Source organism: Nostoc sp., assembly GCF_036917935.1.
Lineage (GTDB): Bacteria > Cyanobacteriota > Cyanobacteriia > Cyanobacteriales > Nostocaceae > Nostoc.
The window spans coordinates 312,433-332,803 of sequence record NZ_JBALEL010000037.1 but is presented as its reverse complement, the minus strand read 5'-3'; the positions used below and the strand labels follow the sequence as shown (position 1 = coordinate 332,803).

The 20,371-nt window shown below is 40.4% G+C and carries 15 protein-coding genes, 1 tRNA gene and 1 pseudogene; 13 read left to right on the top strand and 4 right to left on the bottom strand.

All coding sequences use genetic code 11. The annotated features are described in order from the left end of the window. Positions 1-11 precede the first annotated feature (11 nt). On the bottom strand, positions 12-1,094 hold the full coding sequence (locus V7K62_RS16565) for a Gfo/Idh/MocA family oxidoreductase (RefSeq protein ID WP_334865746.1): 1,083 nt from the start codon (positions 1,092-1,094) through the stop codon (positions 12-14). Positions 1,095-1,433: 339 nt separating this feature from the next. Between V7K62_RS16565 and queC the strand changes: the two genes are divergently transcribed. After that, positions 1,434-2,111: a 7-cyano-7-deazaguanine synthase QueC gene (queC, locus tag V7K62_RS16560; RefSeq protein ID WP_334865744.1), complete on the top strand. Its 678-nt coding sequence runs from the start codon at positions 1,434-1,436 to the stop codon at positions 2,109-2,111. A 38-nt stretch (positions 2,112-2,149) separates the two neighbouring features. On the opposite strand, the gene V7K62_RS16555 is transcribed toward queC, so the two are convergent. After that, positions 2,150-3,544: a hemolysin family protein gene (locus V7K62_RS16555; protein ID WP_334865742.1), complete on the bottom strand. Its 1,395-nt coding sequence runs from the start codon at positions 3,542-3,544 to the stop codon at positions 2,150-2,152. Positions 3,545-3,675: 131 nt separating this feature from the next. Continuing rightward, a complete protein-coding gene (locus V7K62_RS16550; RefSeq protein WP_334865740.1) occupies positions 3,676-4,377 on the bottom strand; it encodes a hypothetical protein in 702 nt (233 codons plus the stop codon). 296 nt (positions 4,378-4,673) lie between these two features. Between V7K62_RS16550 and V7K62_RS16545 the strand changes: the two genes are divergently transcribed. Further along, positions 4,674-4,746, top strand: a tRNA-Ile gene (locus tag V7K62_RS16545). A 229-nt stretch (positions 4,747-4,975) separates the two neighbouring features. On the opposite strand, the gene V7K62_RS16540 is transcribed toward V7K62_RS16545, so the two are convergent. Then, the gene (locus V7K62_RS16540; RefSeq protein WP_334865738.1) at positions 4,976-5,410 is read right to left on the bottom strand and encodes a hypothetical protein; all 435 of its coding nucleotides are present in this window, start codon (positions 5,408-5,410) and stop codon (positions 4,976-4,978) included. Between the two features lie 100 nt (positions 5,411-5,510). Between V7K62_RS16540 and pyrE the strand changes: the two genes are divergently transcribed. The 11 genes and pseudogenes from pyrE to V7K62_RS16480 all read left to right on the top strand — a co-directional run bounded on the left by pyrE (position 5,511) and on the right by V7K62_RS16480 (position 20,283). Then, the gene (gene pyrE / locus V7K62_RS16535) at positions 5,511-6,134 is read left to right on the top strand and encodes an orotate phosphoribosyltransferase (RefSeq protein WP_334865736.1); all 624 of its coding nucleotides are present in this window, start codon (positions 5,511-5,513) and stop codon (positions 6,132-6,134) included. Between the two features lie 521 nt (positions 6,135-6,655). Beyond that, positions 6,656-9,712, top strand: coding sequence for a response regulator (locus V7K62_RS16530; RefSeq protein WP_334865734.1), 3,057 nt, complete (start codon positions 6,656-6,658; stop codon positions 9,710-9,712). 155 nt (positions 9,713-9,867) lie between these two features. Then, positions 9,868-10,782, top strand: a pseudogene (locus V7K62_RS31590) (DUF4058 family protein). Between the two features lie 57 nt (positions 10,783-10,839). After that, a complete protein-coding gene (locus V7K62_RS16515) occupies positions 10,840-11,802 on the top strand; it encodes a GGDEF domain-containing response regulator (protein ID WP_334865728.1) in 963 nt (320 codons plus the stop codon). Between the two features lie 401 nt (positions 11,803-12,203). Continuing rightward, entirely contained in the window at positions 12,204-13,958 is a 1,755-nt protein-coding gene (locus tag V7K62_RS16510) for a Mu transposase C-terminal domain-containing protein (protein ID WP_334865725.1), read from the top strand. Positions 13,959-13,961: 3 nt separating this feature from the next. Further along, a complete protein-coding gene (locus V7K62_RS16505; protein WP_334865723.1) occupies positions 13,962-14,792 on the top strand; it encodes a TniB family NTP-binding protein in 831 nt (276 codons plus the stop codon). After that, a complete protein-coding gene (locus tag V7K62_RS16500) occupies positions 14,792-15,295 on the top strand; it encodes a TniQ family protein (protein ID WP_334865721.1) in 504 nt (167 codons plus the stop codon). Before V7K62_RS16505 ends, V7K62_RS16500 begins: the two co-directional genes overlap by 1 nt. Before the next feature lie 67 nt (positions 15,296-15,362). Next, positions 15,363-16,277, top strand: coding sequence for a PD-(D/E)XK nuclease family protein (locus V7K62_RS16495; RefSeq protein ID WP_334865719.1), 915 nt, complete (start codon positions 15,363-15,365; stop codon positions 16,275-16,277). Continuing rightward, positions 16,274-18,670 carry a hypothetical protein gene (locus tag V7K62_RS16490; protein WP_334865717.1) on the top strand — a complete coding sequence of 799 codons (2,397 nt, stop codon included), beginning with the start codon at positions 16,274-16,276 and terminating at the stop codon, positions 18,668-18,670. The genes V7K62_RS16495 and V7K62_RS16490 overlap by 4 nt, the downstream gene beginning before the upstream one ends. A 20-nt stretch (positions 18,671-18,690) precedes the next feature. Further along, the gene (locus V7K62_RS16485; protein ID WP_334865715.1) at positions 18,691-19,128 is read left to right on the top strand and encodes a hypothetical protein; all 438 of its coding nucleotides are present in this window, start codon (positions 18,691-18,693) and stop codon (positions 19,126-19,128) included. Positions 19,129-19,137: 9 nt separating this feature from the next. After that, on the top strand, positions 19,138-20,283 hold the full coding sequence (locus V7K62_RS16480; protein WP_334865713.1) for a hypothetical protein: 1,146 nt from the start codon (positions 19,138-19,140) through the stop codon (positions 20,281-20,283). Positions 20,284-20,371 lie beyond the last annotated feature (88 nt).

Sequence of the window (20,371 nt, the reverse complement as noted above, 5' to 3'; positions counted from 1 at the left end):
CCCCTCTTTTTCTAGGCTGTCGGGGTCAATGATTGTACCCTTGGTTCCGATTGCCAGTCTAAGGGATTCCAAACTCGATCTTCCAGCGCCATCTGCTCAATTAAACTTGCGAGTCTTAGGGCTTTGAGAGCTTGTTCACCGCCTACTGAGGGTTGATTGCCACCATGTACACAGTTGACAAAATGCTCTAATTCTGCGCTAAGGGGTTGAATATTGCTGGTGTAGACTTTTTCAATTACACCATCTTGCCTGTAAAGTACTTGTCGGTGGTCGGTGAGAGAATTGGCAGTGGTTTGCCGATGAATCAAAATTTCATTCTTGAGGAAATCTGCCTCAGTAAATGAATTTTTGCAATGGGCGACAATCCGGCGAATTTTTCGGTGGGTGACTTTACTGGCAGTCAGAGTAGCAACAATACCATTGGCAAACCCCAAGGTGGCGGTTACATAATCTAAATAACCAGAGTCTAGGGAGCGAGTACCGCTAGCAGTCAATTTTGTAACTGGGGAAGCAGCTAATTCCAGAAGTAGGTCGATGTCATGGATCATTAAGTCCAGCACAACTGAAACATCGTTTGCCCGATCTGAGTAAGGACTCATTCTGTGGGCTTCTAGCGCCAGCAATTCTTCTGTTTTCAGCACTTGGCTAAGTTCTTTAAAAGCTGGGTTAAAACGCTCAATATGACCTACTTGCAGGATACACCCAGACTCAGCTGCGGCATTTACTAAAGACTCTGCCTCAGAAATACTGGCTGCGATCGGTTTTTCAATCAAAACATGAATTCCCGCTAACAGACAGTTGATGCCCACGGCATAGTGCAGACGGGTGGGAACAGCTACACAAACTGCTTCCACAAGGGGTAGCAGATCGCAGTAATCTTCAAAAAAACGCACCTTGTACTTGCTGGCAGTTTCTAATCCTCGCTCGACGTTAATATCTGCCACTCCGACTAGTTCAACATCTTTCATTGAACTCAGCACGCGAGCGTGGTGTTGTCCCATGTTACCCACTCCAATCACGCCTATGCGGATCGGTCGTGGCTGGTTGCGCTGTGTATATGGATTCGGTTCTGCCACTGACATGCTATTTTGCACTATTATTCTCTCCTCAACCACCAAATTTAGAGACGCTACGGCCGTTGGCGTTTATACTCGAAAGCCGGTTACGATCCGTCTAAAACCATCCAGATGGTAACATAGAGCCTATGTTTATGAAGAATTTCAAAGTTTGTGATCGGTTCCCGTAATCCAAATATCTTTTGTATAGATATTTCGGGTTTGCTTTAGATTTTGCACTTTCTACAAAAAATATATGTCTTTTGATTAACTTTAACAATTTCAGTAAGACCTAAGTATAAATTCTCCTTGGCATTGCTTTCTGGCATCTTGTTAAGGTTTGATTTGGCGATTTGAAATCCAAAATTTGCAACTGAGATGAAAGCTGTAATTCTGTTATCTGGGGGATTGGACTCTTCCACAATTCTGTACAAAGCTCAGGCTGATGGCTGTGAATGTCATACTATTTCCTTTGATTACCAGCAGCGACACCGACGAGAGTTACAGTCAGCCCTGACTGTCGCAAAAAAAGCTGCGATCGCAAAACATCAGGTAGTTAACTTTGACTTACGACTATGGGGCGGTTCAGCACTTACCGATGACGCCATTGATTTACCCCAGGAGCGATCGCTAGATGAAATGTCTCAAAATATTCCTGTCACTTATGTTCCGGCTCGTAATACCATATTTTTAAGCTTTGCTCTTGGTTACGCCGAAGCGATCGCAGCAGAGCGTGTCTATATCGGCGTCAATGCCCTAGATTACTCAGGATATCCTGATTGTCGCCCCGACTATATCCAAGCAATGCAAGAAGTTTTTCGCCTGGGAACTAAACAAGGGCGTGAGGGACAACCAATTAATATTGTTACACCCCTAATCAACCTGAAAAAAACCGAAATCATCCAACTGGGGAACCAATTGGGAGTTCCTTGGGAGCTAACTTGGTCTTGTTATGCCGGTGGAGATGTCGCCTGTGGTGTGTGTGATTCTTGTCGCTTGCGGCTAGCAGCTTTTGCCGAATTGGGACTTGTTGATCCACTGGCGTATGCTTCTTGAGTGAGGAGTTAGGAGTTATCAATTTTAAATCCTAACTCCTAACTCTCAACTCCTAACTCTTCTAACCGTCGCAGTTGAATCTGATGCAGTCGTGGCCCAACAATTGATACCACAGTGAATTCGAGATTTTGATAACGGAAGATTTCGCCTTTGACAGGAATTTTCTGTAACTGATACAGCAGAAAGCCCCCTAGTGTTTGGTATTCTCTTGTCAAAGGCAAATTGAGATGCAAAACTTCGTTGAGGTCTTCGAGGTTGATTTGTGCCTGCACCAGAAATTTCTGCTCATCTAACATCTGAATCAGTAAGTCGTCGCTGTTTTCAGGTTCGCTGGGGTCGCCAATGATTTCGGCAATGACATCTTTGATTGTCACTAGTCCGACAGTAGAGCCAAATTCATTCACTACCATGACCATAGCGGGTTTCTCTTGCTGCATCATGGGCAAAAGTTCACTCAAGAGCGTGTGTTCTGGAACGAACCGGGCGGGACGCATCCAAGGTTGGATCTGTGTCTCTAAACTTAGTTTTCCTACAGCTAAAGGTTGTGCCAAATCTTTAAAATAAACAATGCCGCGAACATCGTCCAAAGATTCACCAATGACGGGATACCGAGAGTAACCAGTAGAAGCCATTTCCCTGAGTAATGTCTGGAAGGTAGCATCTTTTGGCAGCGTGACAATACTGGTGCGGGGGATCATCACATCTTGGGCCATGACATCCCCAAACTCGAAGACATTATTCAGCAATTCTCGCTCCGCACGCTGTAAACCAGTAGTTCCCCATTCTGTAGAGATAATCAGTTGCAATTCTTCGGGAGTTACAGGCGGTCGCCAGCCTTGACCTGTGTATTGGATGCCAAAAATCCGTAATAAAAAACGAGTTGATTGGTTAAGAATCCAGATGAAGGGGCCAAAAAAACGCACGATCGCTTTTACCGAAGGCCCCAAAAACCGGGCTAGCTGTTCTGAGTACAGCATTGCTAAGGATTTAGGACATAGTTCTCCGATCACAATTTGCAAATAGGCAATTAAGAAAAAAGCAATGGGAATTGATAGAGAATGGGCAAGGAATGTAGTCATCCCACTCGGTAGAGGCCAGGATCTCAACCATGCATTCACCAGGACGACAATCGTACTTTCGCCAATCCATCCCAGCGCCAAACTAGAAAGGGTAATGCCTAACTGGGTGGTAGATAGCAGTCGGTCAATACTGCGTTGTAGCATTTCCACAGCGATCGCGGGAATATCTCCAGCCTTAACTAGCTGGTGAATACGCGATCGCCTTACGCTCACCATCGAAAATTCCGCCGTCACAAAAAAGGCATTTATGGCAATCAGTAGTAGCACTGACAACAACCGCAGCGCCACATCTGTCCAAATTAAATTAGGAAAACCACTCACCGCCAAAGCTCGTGTAAAACTCACGCCCTCCATTCTTGAATTTGGGATTTGGGATTTGGGATTTGGGATTAAATTTTGAGTATTAGGGATTAGGTAAATTACTTAGTACCAAGTCCCCAATCTAAAATTTAAAATCTAAAATCTAAAATCTCCAGTTGCCCAATCTACCTGCCTACAGGAATATCCGATGCCTCTAGCTTCAATTTTTGAGCGGGATAATCAGTGAGAGCAAGTGATATTTTCTTGACATCATCAAGTAAAGCTGTGGGAATGCTCACTGTACCTGAAAATGCTGGCCCATTTACAGGCAATTCTGTTGGTAAGCCCTCTGTACTAGCACTTAGGGTTCGTCCTTTATCATCGGTAACATCTAAAAAACTATACAGGAAGCGCACAGAATCCTTACCTTTGTTCTGCATTTTCACTTTCAGTAGCAAATCACCACCAGAGTAGCGAGCAGATTGCACAGTCATGGTTACACCCTCACTCTGGGCAGTAACCGGAAAACCTGGCAGGGGTTTTTCTTCAACCACTTCTGGGGGTTTTTCCTCTGGCTTCTGCTTGCTGCTATTGGTTTCTTCATCATCTTCCTCTAGCTTTTCTGATTTAGCAGCCTTGGTCTTACCCTCAATTCGCGCCTTGACAATTTTCAGAATCTCTTCCTCTTTTAATAGCACTAGCCCTCCCTGTTGGGAGTTATTTGTCTTATTGCTGGCAAATTTGGTTGTGGGACGCCCATCTGGTGCGGTAACGCCTTTAAGTGCTGAACTCCCTAGTTCAAACCCCAAAAGCGCGCTCACCGAACCTGCTCCCATCATCAGAATTAACAAAATCAAAGTAAGAAGTACAGTAGAATTTATTTTCATCGCTGACAAGCTATCACAATAGAATGCTGGTCTATTTAAGAATAGTGAAGCTTTTGACCTCAATCCTTAAAGGAACTTAATCAATATTAGTTTGCACTATATCCATGATCAAATTATGTAGTATAAAAATCTGGGAAATTATTGTCCAGTATTCACAAGCGGTAAATTTATGCTATAATTATGGAATTGGCTAAACTCAGTGCATGAGGTATTTTCCTCAATCTAAAATTAGCAAATAAAGTTGACCTAAGAGTGAAAGCAATTTACTCATAGCAACCCGAAACCCAACAAAACATGCGCCTTTGGCCGATTGGGGAGGCAGCGAACTCATAATTCGCCTTAAGGCTGGTTCGATTCCAGCAGGGCGCACTGAATCATCAAAAACTAGTAATGTGTTGTTTTATCAGGCTCTCAATGATGATTGAGGTATGAGTAATAGTACATTCTCTTGATAATTGACTAGTAGTTAAACTCCTACACTCTAGATTAATCAGTCCTAAGTACTCAGCACAAAGGGGCAAAGGGGTAGGGGATAATTTCTATAACTCCCAACTCCCCATTACCCCTTATCCCCAGGGGGGGGCCACCTGACCCAATCTTACCGAGATGGTAAAGTTTCAAACCGGAATTCAGTTCCCACTTTGAGTTTGTTGCTATTTAAACGAGGAGACATCATCAGCGACGTGTTATAAGGATTTGGTAAATCAGGAGTGCGAATATAAGGATCGTTGCCAACTTGCTGAGTCATGACATCATGATATAAAGTGTTAACCAACTCAGCATCGTGGGCAATTTCATTTTCTGGGAAGGAACCACCGAAACCGGAACCTGATCCGAAAAATGAGTCTAGCTGACGCTTGAGGCTGCCATTTTCGTAGAAATTGCGATCGTGACTAAAATAAGCTCGTTCAAATACATCACTGGTAGTTTCATAATTGGGTGTTGCGGTTTGGGCAGATGCAACTGAGGGAAAAACAATACCAGCAGCAAGCAGCACTAATAAACCACCAAAGGTTTTGAATTTTATACCCACGTTTCTGACTCCTCAATTTTTGGGCAATCTTAATTTATGCTTAAGTTCAGAACTCTGATAAGTTCAACCTTTGGTGTAGCACAATTTTTAATGTTTTGTAATGACGTATCCTACTGAAACTCTTACCCACTCAGATATTTGGGCAACCACTACTGATTTGACTACCTTGCGCCACAAGTTACTAGATTTATTTTGCCAACTTGCTTATCAAGAGGGTGATTTCGTTCTCGCTTCTGGGCTACGTAGTTCTTATTACGTGAATAAGATGCAGGTAACACTCCATCCTCAAGGGGCTTTGGCAGTTGGACGCTTGCTGTTTCCTTTGTTACCTGTAGATACACAGGCTGTAGGTGGTTTAACAATGGGGGCTGACCCAATTGTGACAGCAGTGAGTATAGTTTCTGTTTATGAAAACCGACCAATCCCAGCGCTGATTATTCGCAAGGAAGCCAAGGGTTATGGGACGAGAGCTTGTATAGAAGGCCCCAATTTACCAGAAGGCGCAAAAGTAGTAGTTTTGGAAGATGTGGTAACAACTGGGCAATCTGCTCTGAAAGCGGTTGAGCGTCTTAAAGATGCAGGTTATACCGTAAATCAAGTAATTTCACTGGTAGACAGAGAGCAAGGGGGAGGTGAGTTGTACCAGTCTGCTGGGTTGAAGTTTGAAACTTTGTTTTCGATTCAAGAAGTTCAGCAACGCTTCCGGCAACTTGCGAATTTATGAACAATAGGACTTGTGCTAATTCGTAATTCGTAATTAAGAATTACAAATTGGTAGAAGTCCTGAATATGAAACAATAGGGTTCAGTTAAAGAGTTACGTATTAATAAAAAATAGCAACTTGAATTAATCGGGTAAAAATTCTTCATATAAATATTTATACGCACTTGTACATTCATAAATTCAATGTCGGCATTTCACAAAATGATGTCGCATTTTTTGGCTACAACCCTTGTAGAGCATAGGTTGTATTTATTATTACCAAAGTCTGCTGTAAATGGGTATTTCACATAGATATAGCAGTTTTCGTTTGGATACAACAGATGGTAGGGGCACAGGATTGCGGTGCCCTTACGAGTAGTCTGTATTCCATACAATTGAGAACCGCTATAGTTAAGTAAAGATGTATTTTTAGTTACAATTCTTAGCCGCATCTACGCCCAATTTAGGCATCGCTCTTTTGAAAAAAACTTTTCAATTTTTAGATTCACAATTTTTTGATTTCCAAAACCGCTTACCTAAATTATGCAATCACCAAATCAGATATCGTTCTCCTCACTCACCTCTGTACTGACGGCTTTAGAAGTGTGCAGTGATGAATCAGTCTATGCTCCCGGTTATATTCAGCCACATGGAATGTTGCTGCTGCTGCAAGAGCCACAGCTAAGAATCTTGCAGATTAGTGAAAATGTGGAACAGTTTTTTGGGATTTCGGCAGAAGCATTGCTGGGTCAACCCTTACAACGGTTGTTTTCCCGCGATCAAGTGCAGCAACTTGCTGGCTATCTGTCTCAAGATAATCTGGAGCTTTACAATCCGTTTCAGCTAAAAACGCGGCGGGTTACTGAAACTGGGCAAGGGAAAAATCAGACATTCACAGGTGTAATGCACCGGATAGTAGATGGGTTGATCCTGGAACTAGAACCTCAAGGATCGCTCAAAAGCACCCATTTAATCGAGTTCTATCATCGCCTGCAAGCTGTGATCGCCAATTTCCGTAATGCCACTAACCTGAAAAGTCTGGCTAAAACCCTTGCCAAAGAGATGAAACAAATGATTGGGTTTGATCGGGTTATGATCTACCGCTTTCTGGAAGACGGCAGTGGTGTGGTGATTGCGGAGGATAAACAGAGCCATCTAGAAAGCTTTTTGGGACTGCACTATTTGGCCATAGACATTGCCGCGCCAGCCCGCAAGTTGTTTTGCCGCAACTGGATGCGATTCATTCCCGATATCAATTACACCCCTGTCTACCTGATTCCCACCAACCATCCTCTGACGGATACACCCCTTGATCTGAGTAATTCTGTGTTACGAGGAGTATATCCGTGTCACATTGAATACTTTAAGAATATGGGTGTTGCTGGGTCGATGACGATTTCGTTGATCAACGAGAAAGGTCTTTGGGGATTAATTTCCTGTCACCACTACAGCCCGAAATTAGTGGATTATGAAACTCGCAAAGCCTGTGAATTTTTAGGACAGTTTGCCTCGATCGAACTGGTGTATCAGCAAGAACGAGAATTGGATGTTTACCGAACGCATGTGAAAGCGATTCAGGATCAACTGCAACAGACGTTATTGCAGGAGTCCAATTTTATTGAGCAAGTGTTGATCCGAAATACTTCTCAATTGCTGGATCTAGTTCATGCTCAAGGAGCCGCGATTTTGCTTGACGGTAAGCTGACATTAGTTGGTCAAACGCCATCGGCTACCCAGGTGCAGGAACTTGCGGCGTGGTTGGTGCAACACAAGGTGAAACGAGTGTTTGCTACCGATTCCCTCTCACGTTTATATCCAGAAGCGAAGGCATTCCAAGATCAAGCTAGCGGCCTCCTGGCAATTTCAATTTTATTCAACCATGCTAAACAAAAGTCTTACCACATTATCTGGTTTCGACCGGAGCAAATCCAGACGGTGAATTGGGCAGGCAACCCTCAGGATTCGTTAACAATGAACGAAATTGGAGAGATGCAATTGTCTCCCCGCAAGTCCTTTGCAATGTGGAAAGAAACCGTGCGGGAAACTTCCTTGCCTTGGGAGGTTGCGGAACTGGAAGCCGCTACTGAAATGCGAAATATGCTGATGTTGGCAGTGCTGGAGTTTTCCCAGATCGCCCTAGAACAAGCCGCAGAACAAGCCGCGATCGCCAACCGCGCCAAAAGCCAGTTCCTCGCTAAAATGAGCCACGAACTGCGGACTCCCCTGAATGCCATTTTGGGATTTACTCAGTTGATGAACCGCAGCGACAAAATTCCATCGGAGTTTCAAGAGGATTTAGGCATCATCAGTCGCAGTGGAGAATACTTGCTAACTCTGATCAACGATGTGTTGGAAATGTCCAAAATTGAAGCGGGTCAGTTACAGCTAACAGAAAACTCTTTCGATTTGCATCAGCTAATCCACTCGATCAGAGATATGGTTGCCCTCCAAGCTTTAGAGAAAGGAATTGATCTCAGAACAGAACAGCATCCCAGCGTTCCTCGCTATGTGTATGGTGACGAATCAAAACTGCGGCAAATTCTGCTGAATCTGTTAAGCAATGCGATCAAATTTACGACAACAGGTAGTGTCACCCTGCGATTAAAAGCTTTGACCGGGAGAGTGGGCAAGGTCAACTCCCTGGATTCAATTTCTAGCGATGATTCCAAACCAATCATCACCCTTCATCTGGAAGTTGAAGACACTGGATGTGGTATCGCTCAGTCGGATATCGAGGCTGTGTTTAAAGCCTTCACGCAAACAGAACAAGGTCGCCAGGCTAAAGGTACAGGCTTAGGCTTATCGATTAGCCGTCAGTTTGCCCGTTTAATGGGTGGTGATATTACAGCGCAAAGCATCCTGAATCAGCAGTCAACCTTCATTTGTGAGGTTTTACTGAGTTTGGTAAGCTCAGTGGATGTCATCGCGCCGGAAATGACTGGCGCTGTTATCGGTCTGGAACCGGGACAGCCCACTTATCGGATTCTGGTGGCGGAAGACGTTAAAGAAAATCGTCTGTTGCTCGTCAGGTTATTAGAATTAGTTGGGTTCGAGGTCTGTGCAGTCGAGAACGGAAAGGAGGCGATCGCTCTCTGGTCAGAATGGCATCCCCACCTGATTTTAATGGACATTCAAATGCCCGTGATCGATGGCCACGAAACTACGCGGCAAATTCGAGGGAGGGAGGGAGGTAAAGACGTGGTGATTATTGCGCTGACAGCTTATGCCTTTGAGGAAGACTACACCACCAGCATTCAGACAGGCTGCAACGACCACATCACCAAACCATTTCTAGAAGCTGTCCTCTTTGAGCGGATTGCACACTACTTAGGAGTCCGCTACCGCTACAGCGAACAAGCTTTACCGGGGTTAGACCAGCAAACCTTAGTTCATAAATCCCTAACCGCCAAAGATTTACAGGTAATGTCGCCAGAGTGGATTATTCAGGTACATCAAGCAGCTCTGGATCTTAACGATACCGAACTCTACAATCTCATTGCTCAAATCCCCAACCAGGAGCTAATTCTCGCCAATGCTCTGAAATCTCTGGTGGATAACTTCCATCTGGAGGCGATCGCAACTCTGACCCAAACTCAGTAAAGGACGAAGGGGGAAAGGAATGGAAAAGAAGAGAATTGAAACTTTTGAGGATTTAAGAATGTGGCAAAAAGGGATTGAGTTACTTATTTTATTCCCCAGAAGCTAGCGCGTTAATTTAGAATCATCCCAATCCCCCATTTCGGGATAGTAAAACTATGAATTCTCCATTTCCCGGAATAAATCCTTATTTAGAAAATCCTGTGTTTTGGTCAGAAGTACATCATCGATTGATTACAGCGATCGCAGATACTATTGAGGAAAATATTCCCCCACAGTATCGAGTTGCAATTGAACAACGTACTTATTTAAGCGATCGCTCCGATTCTGTATTAGTTGGGATACTTGATATTTCTGTTTTTTCTCAACAAAAATCACCGCAGCAATACTCATCAACTGCTACCCAAACAGCGACATCAGAAGCCATGACGGTGATGATACCGTTACCTGAACATATTACGGAAAATTACTTAGAGATTCGAGAAGTTTCTACAGGTTTTGTGGTGACTTTTATCGAAGTTTTATCTCCTAAAAATAAACGCCCAGGCGAAGGTAGAAAAGCATATCAACTGAAACGCAAACAAGTTTTAGCTAGTCTTTCTCACTTAGGGACTGACAAATAAAAAAATACTCAACTACTTCTTGTGGGGTGGGTGTCTCACCCGCCCGTATACAAAGGCGCTCATGTTGCCCACCCCACAAGATTGGGTAATTTATTTGTTGTCAGTCCCTTAGTTGAAATTGATTTACTCAGAAGTGGAAAACCGATGTTAATTTTAGGGGAAGTTCCTGTAACAGATGATCAAATTATTGTGAGCAGAAGTGAAATACGTCCTCAAGGTAAATTATACGGATTTAGCATTAGAGAAACGATTCCCGTATTTCCATTACCATTACAGTCAGAAGATACAGAACCGATTGTAGATTTGCAATCTTTATTGCATGGTATATACAATCGTGCGAGATATTACTTAGCTATTGATTATAATAAAGAATCAGTACCACCCCTAAAATTAGAAGATGCTGTATGGTCTGATACCCTTTTACGCGAACAAGGGTTAAGGAGGAATTAGTAATTGGTAATTGGTTAAGAATTTTTCCCATTCCCCATTCATTCCCCCTTTCCCCTTATGGCTAATTTACTTAAATCCCCTTTGGAAACGAATATCCTAGTCGTAGACGATACCCCCGACAATCTAAGATTGTTAGCCAAAATATTAGAGTTGGAGGGTTATATCATCCGTAAATCCCTCAACGGAAAAATGGCATTACAAGCTGCTTCTCGACATCCGCCCGATCTGATTCTGCTTGACATCAATATGCCCGAAATGAATGGCTATGAGGTTTGTCAACAGTTGAAAGCATCAAAAGCAACAGATAAAATTCCGATTATTTTTATTAGTGCCCTTGACCAAATCAATGATAAATTGCAGGCATTTGAAATAGGTGGACAAGACTATATCACCAAGCCCTTTCAAGAACTTGAAGTGCTAATGCGAGTCAGAAACCAGCTAATCATTAAACAGCAACACCAAGAAATTATTGAACAAAATCAACGCCTAGAGCATGAAATTCAGGAACGCCTGAAGGCTGAAGCAGAGGTAATGGAGCTATCCATAACTGATGAGTTGACAGGGCTATATAATCGACGTGGTTTCTTTTGGTTGGCAAATCAGCAATTTAAAATTGCCCAACGCACACAAATATTCTGCTGTCTTTTATTTGTTGATATAGATGGTTTAAAGCAGATTAATGACTCTCTAGGGCATGAAATAGGAGACAGAATGATCGTTGACACAGCCCAAATACTAAAGCAAACCTTCCGTGATTCGGATATTGTTGCCCGTCTAGGAGGAGATGAGTTTGTAATATTTGTTCCTATCTGGCCCAGGAATACAGATGAATTTTATCCTCGATTGCAAGCAAATATTGATCGCTATAATCAAGAGCATAATTACTCATATCAAATATCCATAAGTGTTGGCATGACACAATCTGCCTTAAATGAAAACGTTTCACTAGAAACATTGATCCAAGAGGCTGATAGGCTCATGTTTGAGCAGAAACGCCTTAAACGCCTCCTAGATCATTAATTGTTCTATATGAACTACCCCACCCTACTACGTTAGAGGATGTTTGAAAAGTCCTTAGTGATGTATCAAATACTCTTAGATCCCCCTAAATCCCCCGATAAATTGGGGGACTTTGATTCCGTTTCCCCCCTTTTTAAGTGTACAGTGACTAATTATCTGTCATCATGACAAATTAATGTCATCGATAAAACCCTTGTACAGCATAGATTATAGAGCTTTCGCATGATTAGCATCAACTTCTTGATAGTGACAAAATAGATGTCATTGTCCGTAAGTGTGACAGATTAACTGTCGCTTCATCGAAGAGAAAAAAGCTTTTGTGTATTTTCATAATGACAAATTGACTGTCGCTTTGTGTACATCTAGAATAACAATATGTATTTATAAAAAATTTATGTATTATGAACAGTCAGCAAAATCTTGATTTAGCTGTTCATACCTCGGCAATGCCTACAGAAGGCTTACAAGGAGAAAGCGATAAAACTCTTGAGAGGAATGTGATTGTCACAGCACTCTCAGAGGAAGCCCAACTTAAGCTAGAGGTAATTCAAAGTTTGCTTGAACCTTGCGATCGCACAACTTATGGACAAAAGTTGCGGGAAGCAGCAGAGAAACTAAATGTATCGTTGCGAACGGTACAAAGGTTGGTAAAAAACTGGGAACAAGATGGTTTAGTCGGACTCACTCAAACAGGTAGGGCTGATAAAGGAAAACATCGTATTGGTGAGTTTTGGGAAAAATTCATTACCAAAACCTACAACGATGGTAACAAGGGTAGTAAACGTATGACCCCTAAACAAGTTGCTCTCAGAGTCGAGGCTAAAGCCCGTGAATTAAAGGACTCTAAGCCGCCCAATTACAAAACCGTGTTACGGGTATTAGCGCCCATCTTGGAAAAACAAGAAAAAACTAAGAGTATTCGTAGCCCTGGATGGAGAGGGACAACGCTTTCAGTTAAAACTCGTGAAGGAAAAGATTTATCCGTTGATTACAGTAACCATGTTTGGCAATGTGACCATACCCGCGTAGATGTGTTGCTCGTGGATCAACATGGTGAATTGCTCAGTCGTCCCTGGCTAACAACAGTAATTGATACTTACTCTCGTTGCATTATGGGTATCAATTTGGGCTTTGATGCGCCCAGTTCTGGGGTAGTAGCATTAGCATTACGCCATGCAATTCTACCCAAACACTACGGTTTCGAGTACAAACTGCATTGTGAGTGGGGAACCTATGGTAAGCCAGAACATTTTTATACTGATGGCGGTAAAGACTTTCGCTCTAACCATTTAAGTCAGATTGGGGCGCAGTTAGGGTTTGTCTGTCATTTACGCGATCGCCCTTCTGAAGGCGGAGTAGTGGAACGTCCCTTCAAAACATTAAATGACCAAATATTTTCAACACTTCCTGGATACACCGGATCTAATGTGCAGGAACGTCCAGAGGATGCAGAAAAGGATGCAAGACTTACTCTGCGAGAACTCGAACAGCTTCTTGTGCGTTACATCGTAGATCGTTACAACCAAAGTATTGATGCGCGAATGGGTGATCAAACTCGCTTTGAGCGTTGGGAAGCAGGATTGCCCACAGTACCAGTACCAATACCAGAACGAGATTTGGATATCTGTTTAATGAAGCAGTCACGGCGCACTGTGCAAAGAGGTGGTTGCTTGCAGTTCCAGAACTTGATGTATCGAGGAGAATATCTGGCAGGTTATGCCGGAGAAACTGTCAACTTAAGGTTTGACCCCAGAGACATTACAACAATTTTGGTTTATCGCCAGGAAAACAATCAGGAAGTATTTCTGACCCGCGCTCACGCTCAAGGTTTGGAGACAGAGCAACTGGCATTAGATGAGGCTGAGGCAGCAAGTCGCAGACTCCGCACCGCAGGCAAAACTATCAGTAATCAATCATTATTGCAAGAAGTCGTTGACCGAGATGCTCTTGTAGCAACCAAGAAAAGCCGTAAAGAGCGTCAAAAATTGGAACAGGCGGTTTTGCGATCTACTGGGGTTGATGAAAGTAAAACTGAGTCCTTGCCTTCCCAAGTAGTTGAACCAGATGAAGTGGAATCTACCACTGAGGTTAACTCTCAATATGAAGACATGGAAGTGTGGGACTATGAACAACTTCGTGAAGAATACGGGTTTTAAACAATGACAGAAGCTCAAGCGATCGCCAAGCAATTGGGTGGGGTAAAACCGGATGATGAGTGGTTACAAGCTGAAATTGCTCGTCTCAAGGGTAAGAGCATTGTGCCGCTACAGCAGGTAAAAACTCTCCATGATTGGTTGGATGGCAAGCGCAAAGCACGGCAATCCTGTCGAGTAGTTGGGGAATCACGGACTGGCAAGACAGTTGCCTGTGATGCCTATAGGTACAGGCACAAGCCACACCAAGAACTTGGGCGACCTCCGATTGTGCCTGTAGTTTATATTCAGCCTCCGCAAAAATGCGGTTCTAAGGATTTATTCAAGGAGATGATTGAGTACCTCAAGTTTCGGGCAACAAAGGGAACTGTTTCTGATTTTCGTGGGAGGGCGATGGAGGTACTTAAGGGGTGTGAGGTAGAAATGCTGATTATTGATGAAGCCGATCGCCTCAAACCAGAGACATTTGCTGAGGTGCGAGATATTTATGACAAGTTAGGAATTGCTGTGGTATTGGTGGGAACAGATCGCTTGGAGGCAGTAATCAAGCGAGATGAACAAGTTTATAACCGCTTTCGGGCTTGTCATCGCTTCGGCAAGTTATCGGGGAAAGATTTTCAAGATACTGTGCAAGCCTGGGAAGATAGAGTTTTGAAGCTGCCTGTTTCTTCTAATTTAACTAGCAAGGATATGCTGCGGATTCTCACATCAGCAACTGAAGGTTACATTGGCCGCCTGGATGAGATTCTTAGGGAAGCAGCGATTCGTTCTTTATCTAAGGGATTTAAGAAGATTGATAAGGCTGTTTTACAAGAAGTGGCGAAAGAGTACAAGTAATGACAGCACCAGATGTTAAGCCTTGGCTTTTTATTATAGAACCCTATCTAGGGGAAAGCCTGAGTCATTTTCTAGGTCGGTTTAGACGTGCTAACCATTTATCTCCTGCTGGGTTGAGTAATCTAGCTGGGATTGGTGCTGTAGTGGCACGGTGGGAAAGATTTCATTTTAACCCTCGCCCTAGCCAAAAAGAGTTGGAAGCGATCGCATCTGTAGTAGAAGTAGATGCAGACAGGTTAGCTCAAATGCTTCCACCGGCTGGAGTAGGAATGCAACATGAACCCATTCGGTTATGTGGGGCTTGTTATGGAGAAACACCTTGTCACCAGATTGAGTGGCAGTTTAAGGAAACGGGGGGATGCAATCGCCATAATTTGCGTTTACTGTCCAAATGTCCCAAGTGTGAGGATAGGTTTAAAATACCTGCTTTATGGGAGTATGGACTTTGTGGCAGATGTAGAACACCCTTTGCTGAGATGACTGAGTGCCAAAAGAAGATTTGAGTCTTTGTCTTGTCGATTCAGCCTAAATAATTGAGAATGTAAAAATAAAGACTTAACCCTCTTGATAATGAAGTGGTCTATATCTACCCATAATTGTTTTCGTAGGTGTCAAAAACAGTACTTCTTCAGCCAAACGATGGCATCTCACAATGCCAAAGATACTCTTCGTCGGGAAGCATTTATACTTAAACAGTTAAGTAGCCTTGATGAATGGCGAGGATCTCTAATTCACAAAGCTCTTGAAGAGTATCTAGCACCATCTTTACAACAGCACCAAATCATCTCTGTTAATGAACTCATTGAGCAAACAATTTCTTTGGCGAAAAAGCAGTTTGAATTTTCAAAACAGAAAAAGTATAGAGACGCTAATATGAGTAAAAAAGCAGCAGGCGACTCATTTTTGGCTTTGCGACATCACGACTATGATATCATAATTCCTCAAACATTTATTGATGATTTATATAAAGAAATAAAGCAGTGTTATGAATATTTATATTCTCAAGAAAGATTCATTCAATTTTTGCAGCGAGGAAATGATTATTTCACAGAATGTTTAATACAATTTAATATTCATAATTGTCCGGTTTCAGCTAAATTAGATTTAGTAATGGATTACGGAAAAAATAAGTTGTGTGTTATTGACTGGAAAATTAGTCGAAGCAAAACTAGTGATTATTCCAAGCAGTTAAATCTATATGCTCTAGCAGCTTTAAATAAATGGAAATGGAAAAAATATAATCCAGAAGATTTATTACTAGTTGAAGCTAATATTTTTCAAGGTAAGCTGACAAAACATTATGTGAATGAAGACAGCATAAATACCATAGATAATTTTATTTATCAAAGCATTTCACAAATAAAAGCTTTATCTGGTGATAGTAAATATAATCTCGATAATCTAGAGGATTATGATTATGCAAATAGTCATTTATCTTGTGAATATTGTAATTTTCAACAAATGTGTGTGAGGCTAACTTCATGACGAATCACATTCTAAATTTATTTGCCATCAAAAATTTATCTGAACTATCCTATAAGTACAGATTGTTGGAAGTCACTAAACTTCCACAGAAAAATAAAAACTACCTCGAAAATCTTCATCGATTAGCTGGAATGGTTGCATCTTCATTATGCAAACCTGTTTGTCTATATTGGCAAGGAAACAAAGTCTACCTTGCTACTACTGAGCTTACAAAGGATATAAAAACAGAATGGCGTTTAATTCCGCACGTAGCAGTTCTTGTACCAGATTCCAATATCTATGAACTGAATTTTAGTGATATTACTCCTCATCAAATCAAGTTAGCACTTAGACTGTTAAGCTATAATATTCGCTCCGCTTTAATAAAAGTACCAGAAATTTGGAATGATAGCTATGGCTCATTTTATTTTCGAGAAGCTATCAATGCAGGAGATGATAGCCAAGTCGATGTATTACGAGGCTTTGTTTATCGTCTTCACTATTTAGCGGACAAAAATATTTATATATCCTTAGATCCAACAATCCGTTATGTAGATAGAATATCTCTTTGGGCGCGTGTAATTAATGGTGAAGATGTAAATCATTACAGAATGCACCATTTTCTGTATAAATTTGGCGTTCAATGGTATCGAATACAATTTTTAGCTTCTACAGATTACTGTATTAGCGAACAAATCTTTTATTCTGAAAGAGATAAGAAAACTTATAATGTGTATGATTACACTAAAAAATTTGCGACTGCTTCTGATTTAGAAGTTGCCACACAAGTAGATCCAAATTCAATAGCTATTGTTTACCAATATCCTTATAAAAATCTAGAAAGATATGGAGCATCTGATTTATGTTACAAAACCTATAAAACTAATGATCAAAAAGTGGCAAAATTGCATCCTTATTCCATTTTAAAGCCAATAGACAGATTAGAAAAAAGCAAAGAACTGATAGATAAATACTTTCACAATATTGATTTTGGCAATAATTTTCAATTAGTCATACCCGCAGAACCTTTAGAAAAAAATATAGATAAGTTTGAAATACCTGATTTAATTTTTGGTAATAATAAAATCTTACACATTAAAAGAAATGATGAAAACACAGGAATAAATATTCAAGATTATGGAAAAACTAGGTTGAAATTATTACTAGAGAAAGAAGCAGGATTATTAACTAGAGATTCACTTCAGGTTCAGTATATATTTATACCTAGTTCTATAGATCGCTCTATTGCTCAGAAGTTTCAAGAGGATTTTGAGTATCAAATGGGGAAATTTTTTCCCCATTCTTACAAATTTAAAAAAATAATCTATGATGACAAAAAAGCCAAAAACTTGCGCCAGCAAGTAGAAGTTATTAAAGCAGAAGTAGAGAAGAATGAAATTGATAGAGGTTGTGCTTTATTAATACTACCGGAGAACGCACACTCTGATTTCCATAATTTCATTAAAAGAGAATTGTATGAAACTTTGCAGTTTCAATGTGTGGATGCAGGTAATGTAAAGAAGTTCTTTATATTACAAAATAATGAATATCAAATAAATGAAAATCCAAAACAAAAACAAAGATATTTCTCTTATATACGCTGTACAGCTTTAGGAATGCTGTTGGTTAATCGTCAATGGCCTTTTGCTCTCAAAGATTCTCTGCATTATGAAGTATATATAGGAATTGATGTACTCAACAATGTTGCGGGATTTACTTATATATACAATGGGGGAAAAGATTGCTATTTTCGTCCATATCCATCTGCTCAGGGAGAAAAACTTACAGAAAGACAAATTCTGAGCATACTAAAGAAAGATTTACAGAAAGATATTAACTCTCTAGATTTGCACCCGAAATCAATTATCATTCATCGAGATGGGCGAAGTTATATAGAAGAATATCAGGGATTTATCAAGGCAATTAATGCTTTACAGCAAGAAGGATTTTTAGTAAAAGATGTTCAGGTAGGAGTAATAGAAATTCACAAAAGCAGTTCATCACGTTTACGGTTGTACTACAAGCCAACCAACGAACTAAGTAATACTGTAGAAAATCCTAGTATCGGTGACTACTTTATAATTGATAATGCAGAAGGTATTGTCTGTACAACTGGATGGCCATTTAATTTTTCAGGTACAGCGAATCCATTACATATTAAAATTGCATATAGCAATTTAGAGTTAGATATAACACAGGTACTCAGTGATGTCTTTAGCCTATCACAATTGGGGGCTTGGGCTGCCCCTGACAAATCTGCTCGATATCCCGCTACTATAAAATTAGGAGATACTTTCTTAGAACCTATAGCTAGTGAGTCTGATGATCAAGCTGCTCTTTATAGTGAAGATGAGCCTGATGAAGAGGAAAGAGGTGCGTATTTAACTGATGAAGATAAAGATGAAGATGAATAAAATAAGTGGGGTAACAGATTATGAGCGGAATTGGAATAATTTCTCAAGAATACAAAAATACCGCTAACTTGTTCAAAAATCTTAACGATTATATTATTCTGCTAAAAAAGCACCACTTTAAGCTACAGAGTGCAAATAAAATAACGTATCAAGAAATTATTACGGCACGAAATTATCTTGCTAATATCTTAGGACAAATAGTTGCACAACTAAGTGACAGTAATGGGGTAGGGGAAGGTGAACAAAATCTTTCTCAAGTACCACCCTTTTTTATTAAGCGTTTACAGGAACAACATAAAGGAGATATCTCTTGGTATAAAAATGATCTTGAAGAAGTTCAACAGGGTCTAGTTGGCAATGAACCTCTAACAGAGAAGTTTATTGGTCATCTTGATGAACTATGTGAACAACTTGACGCTGAAACTACAAGGCTATATCGCAAATTGCGAAGAAGGTAGATAAATTTTATGATGTCACAATTTTTCTGCGGACAAGTAATGTTATTACTTAAACGTTGCCATACATTAATTGAACATTTGAAAGATTTAAACAATTTACCAGAAGAATTGAAATTACATATTAACAATGTATCTACAGAATTAGAAAAATTGGCTTATGATATAGAGGAAATTATTAATGATCCTGATTTTGGTGTAGAAATTCTACTAAAAAATCAAATTAACTCATATAGACGTTATGCAGAAGACGTAAATATTTTAGAAACATCTAAGCTGACTTTATTATATCATTTTAATAGAAAAGATTACTATTTTTATAAATTTGCTAAACTCTTTTGTGAGCAAGTAAATTACTGTTGTGAAGAGTATCCTTTAATCAGTACTCACAGTTCAGATTATTTTTCTGCCCTTCCTATAGAAAATATAATTAATGTTCCTTTATGTGAAGATAATTTTTTACTAGCTATACCAGATTTTGTACATGAACTAGGACATTTGCTATATAACTATTACGAAACAGAAATTACTCAACCTTTCTCAAAAATTCTATGTAAATACATTAAGGAACAAAGGGACATCCTAAAAAATAAAACTCCATCAAAAGCTTATCAAAATCATTTTAAGCTATTAGAGCAAACATGGTTACAGGAATATATAGTTGAGTTTTCTTGTGATATCTGTGCTACTTACTTAGTTGGTTCTGCGTATGGCTGGTCTCATTTAAGATTGTTGCTGGAATCTGATCCAGAAATTTACTATCCAAGTTTTGGGGAAGAAGGAAGTCATCCTGCCGACGAAGCAAGAATGAGAGCAATTTTATTAACACTAGAGGAACTTGGAGAATCTGAACAAGTAGAAAACATAACTCAAGAATGGGAACATTTTAAGTTAATTCTAGTAGATTCTCCTGATGGAGAATATGAATACTGTTACCCAAATGAAATTTTACGGCAACTGGCTAAACAAGTAATAAAGGTATGGGAAAAAGTTGGTCTAGTTCCTTACCACAAGCAACCTGATAGTAAGGACAATCTACCATTTCTTATGCGGAAAGCATGGGAAAAATTTCATGAGAACCCAAGAGAGTATACGAAATGGGAAACAAAGACAGTAACAGAGTTACAATCAGTTTTGTTGAAAGACACAAATTATTAATAAAAGTTATTCATATTTGTATACATTTAAAAAATCCTAAAAACCAACCAAACTTCTTAAGCATTCTACACTCTTAATTGGCACAATT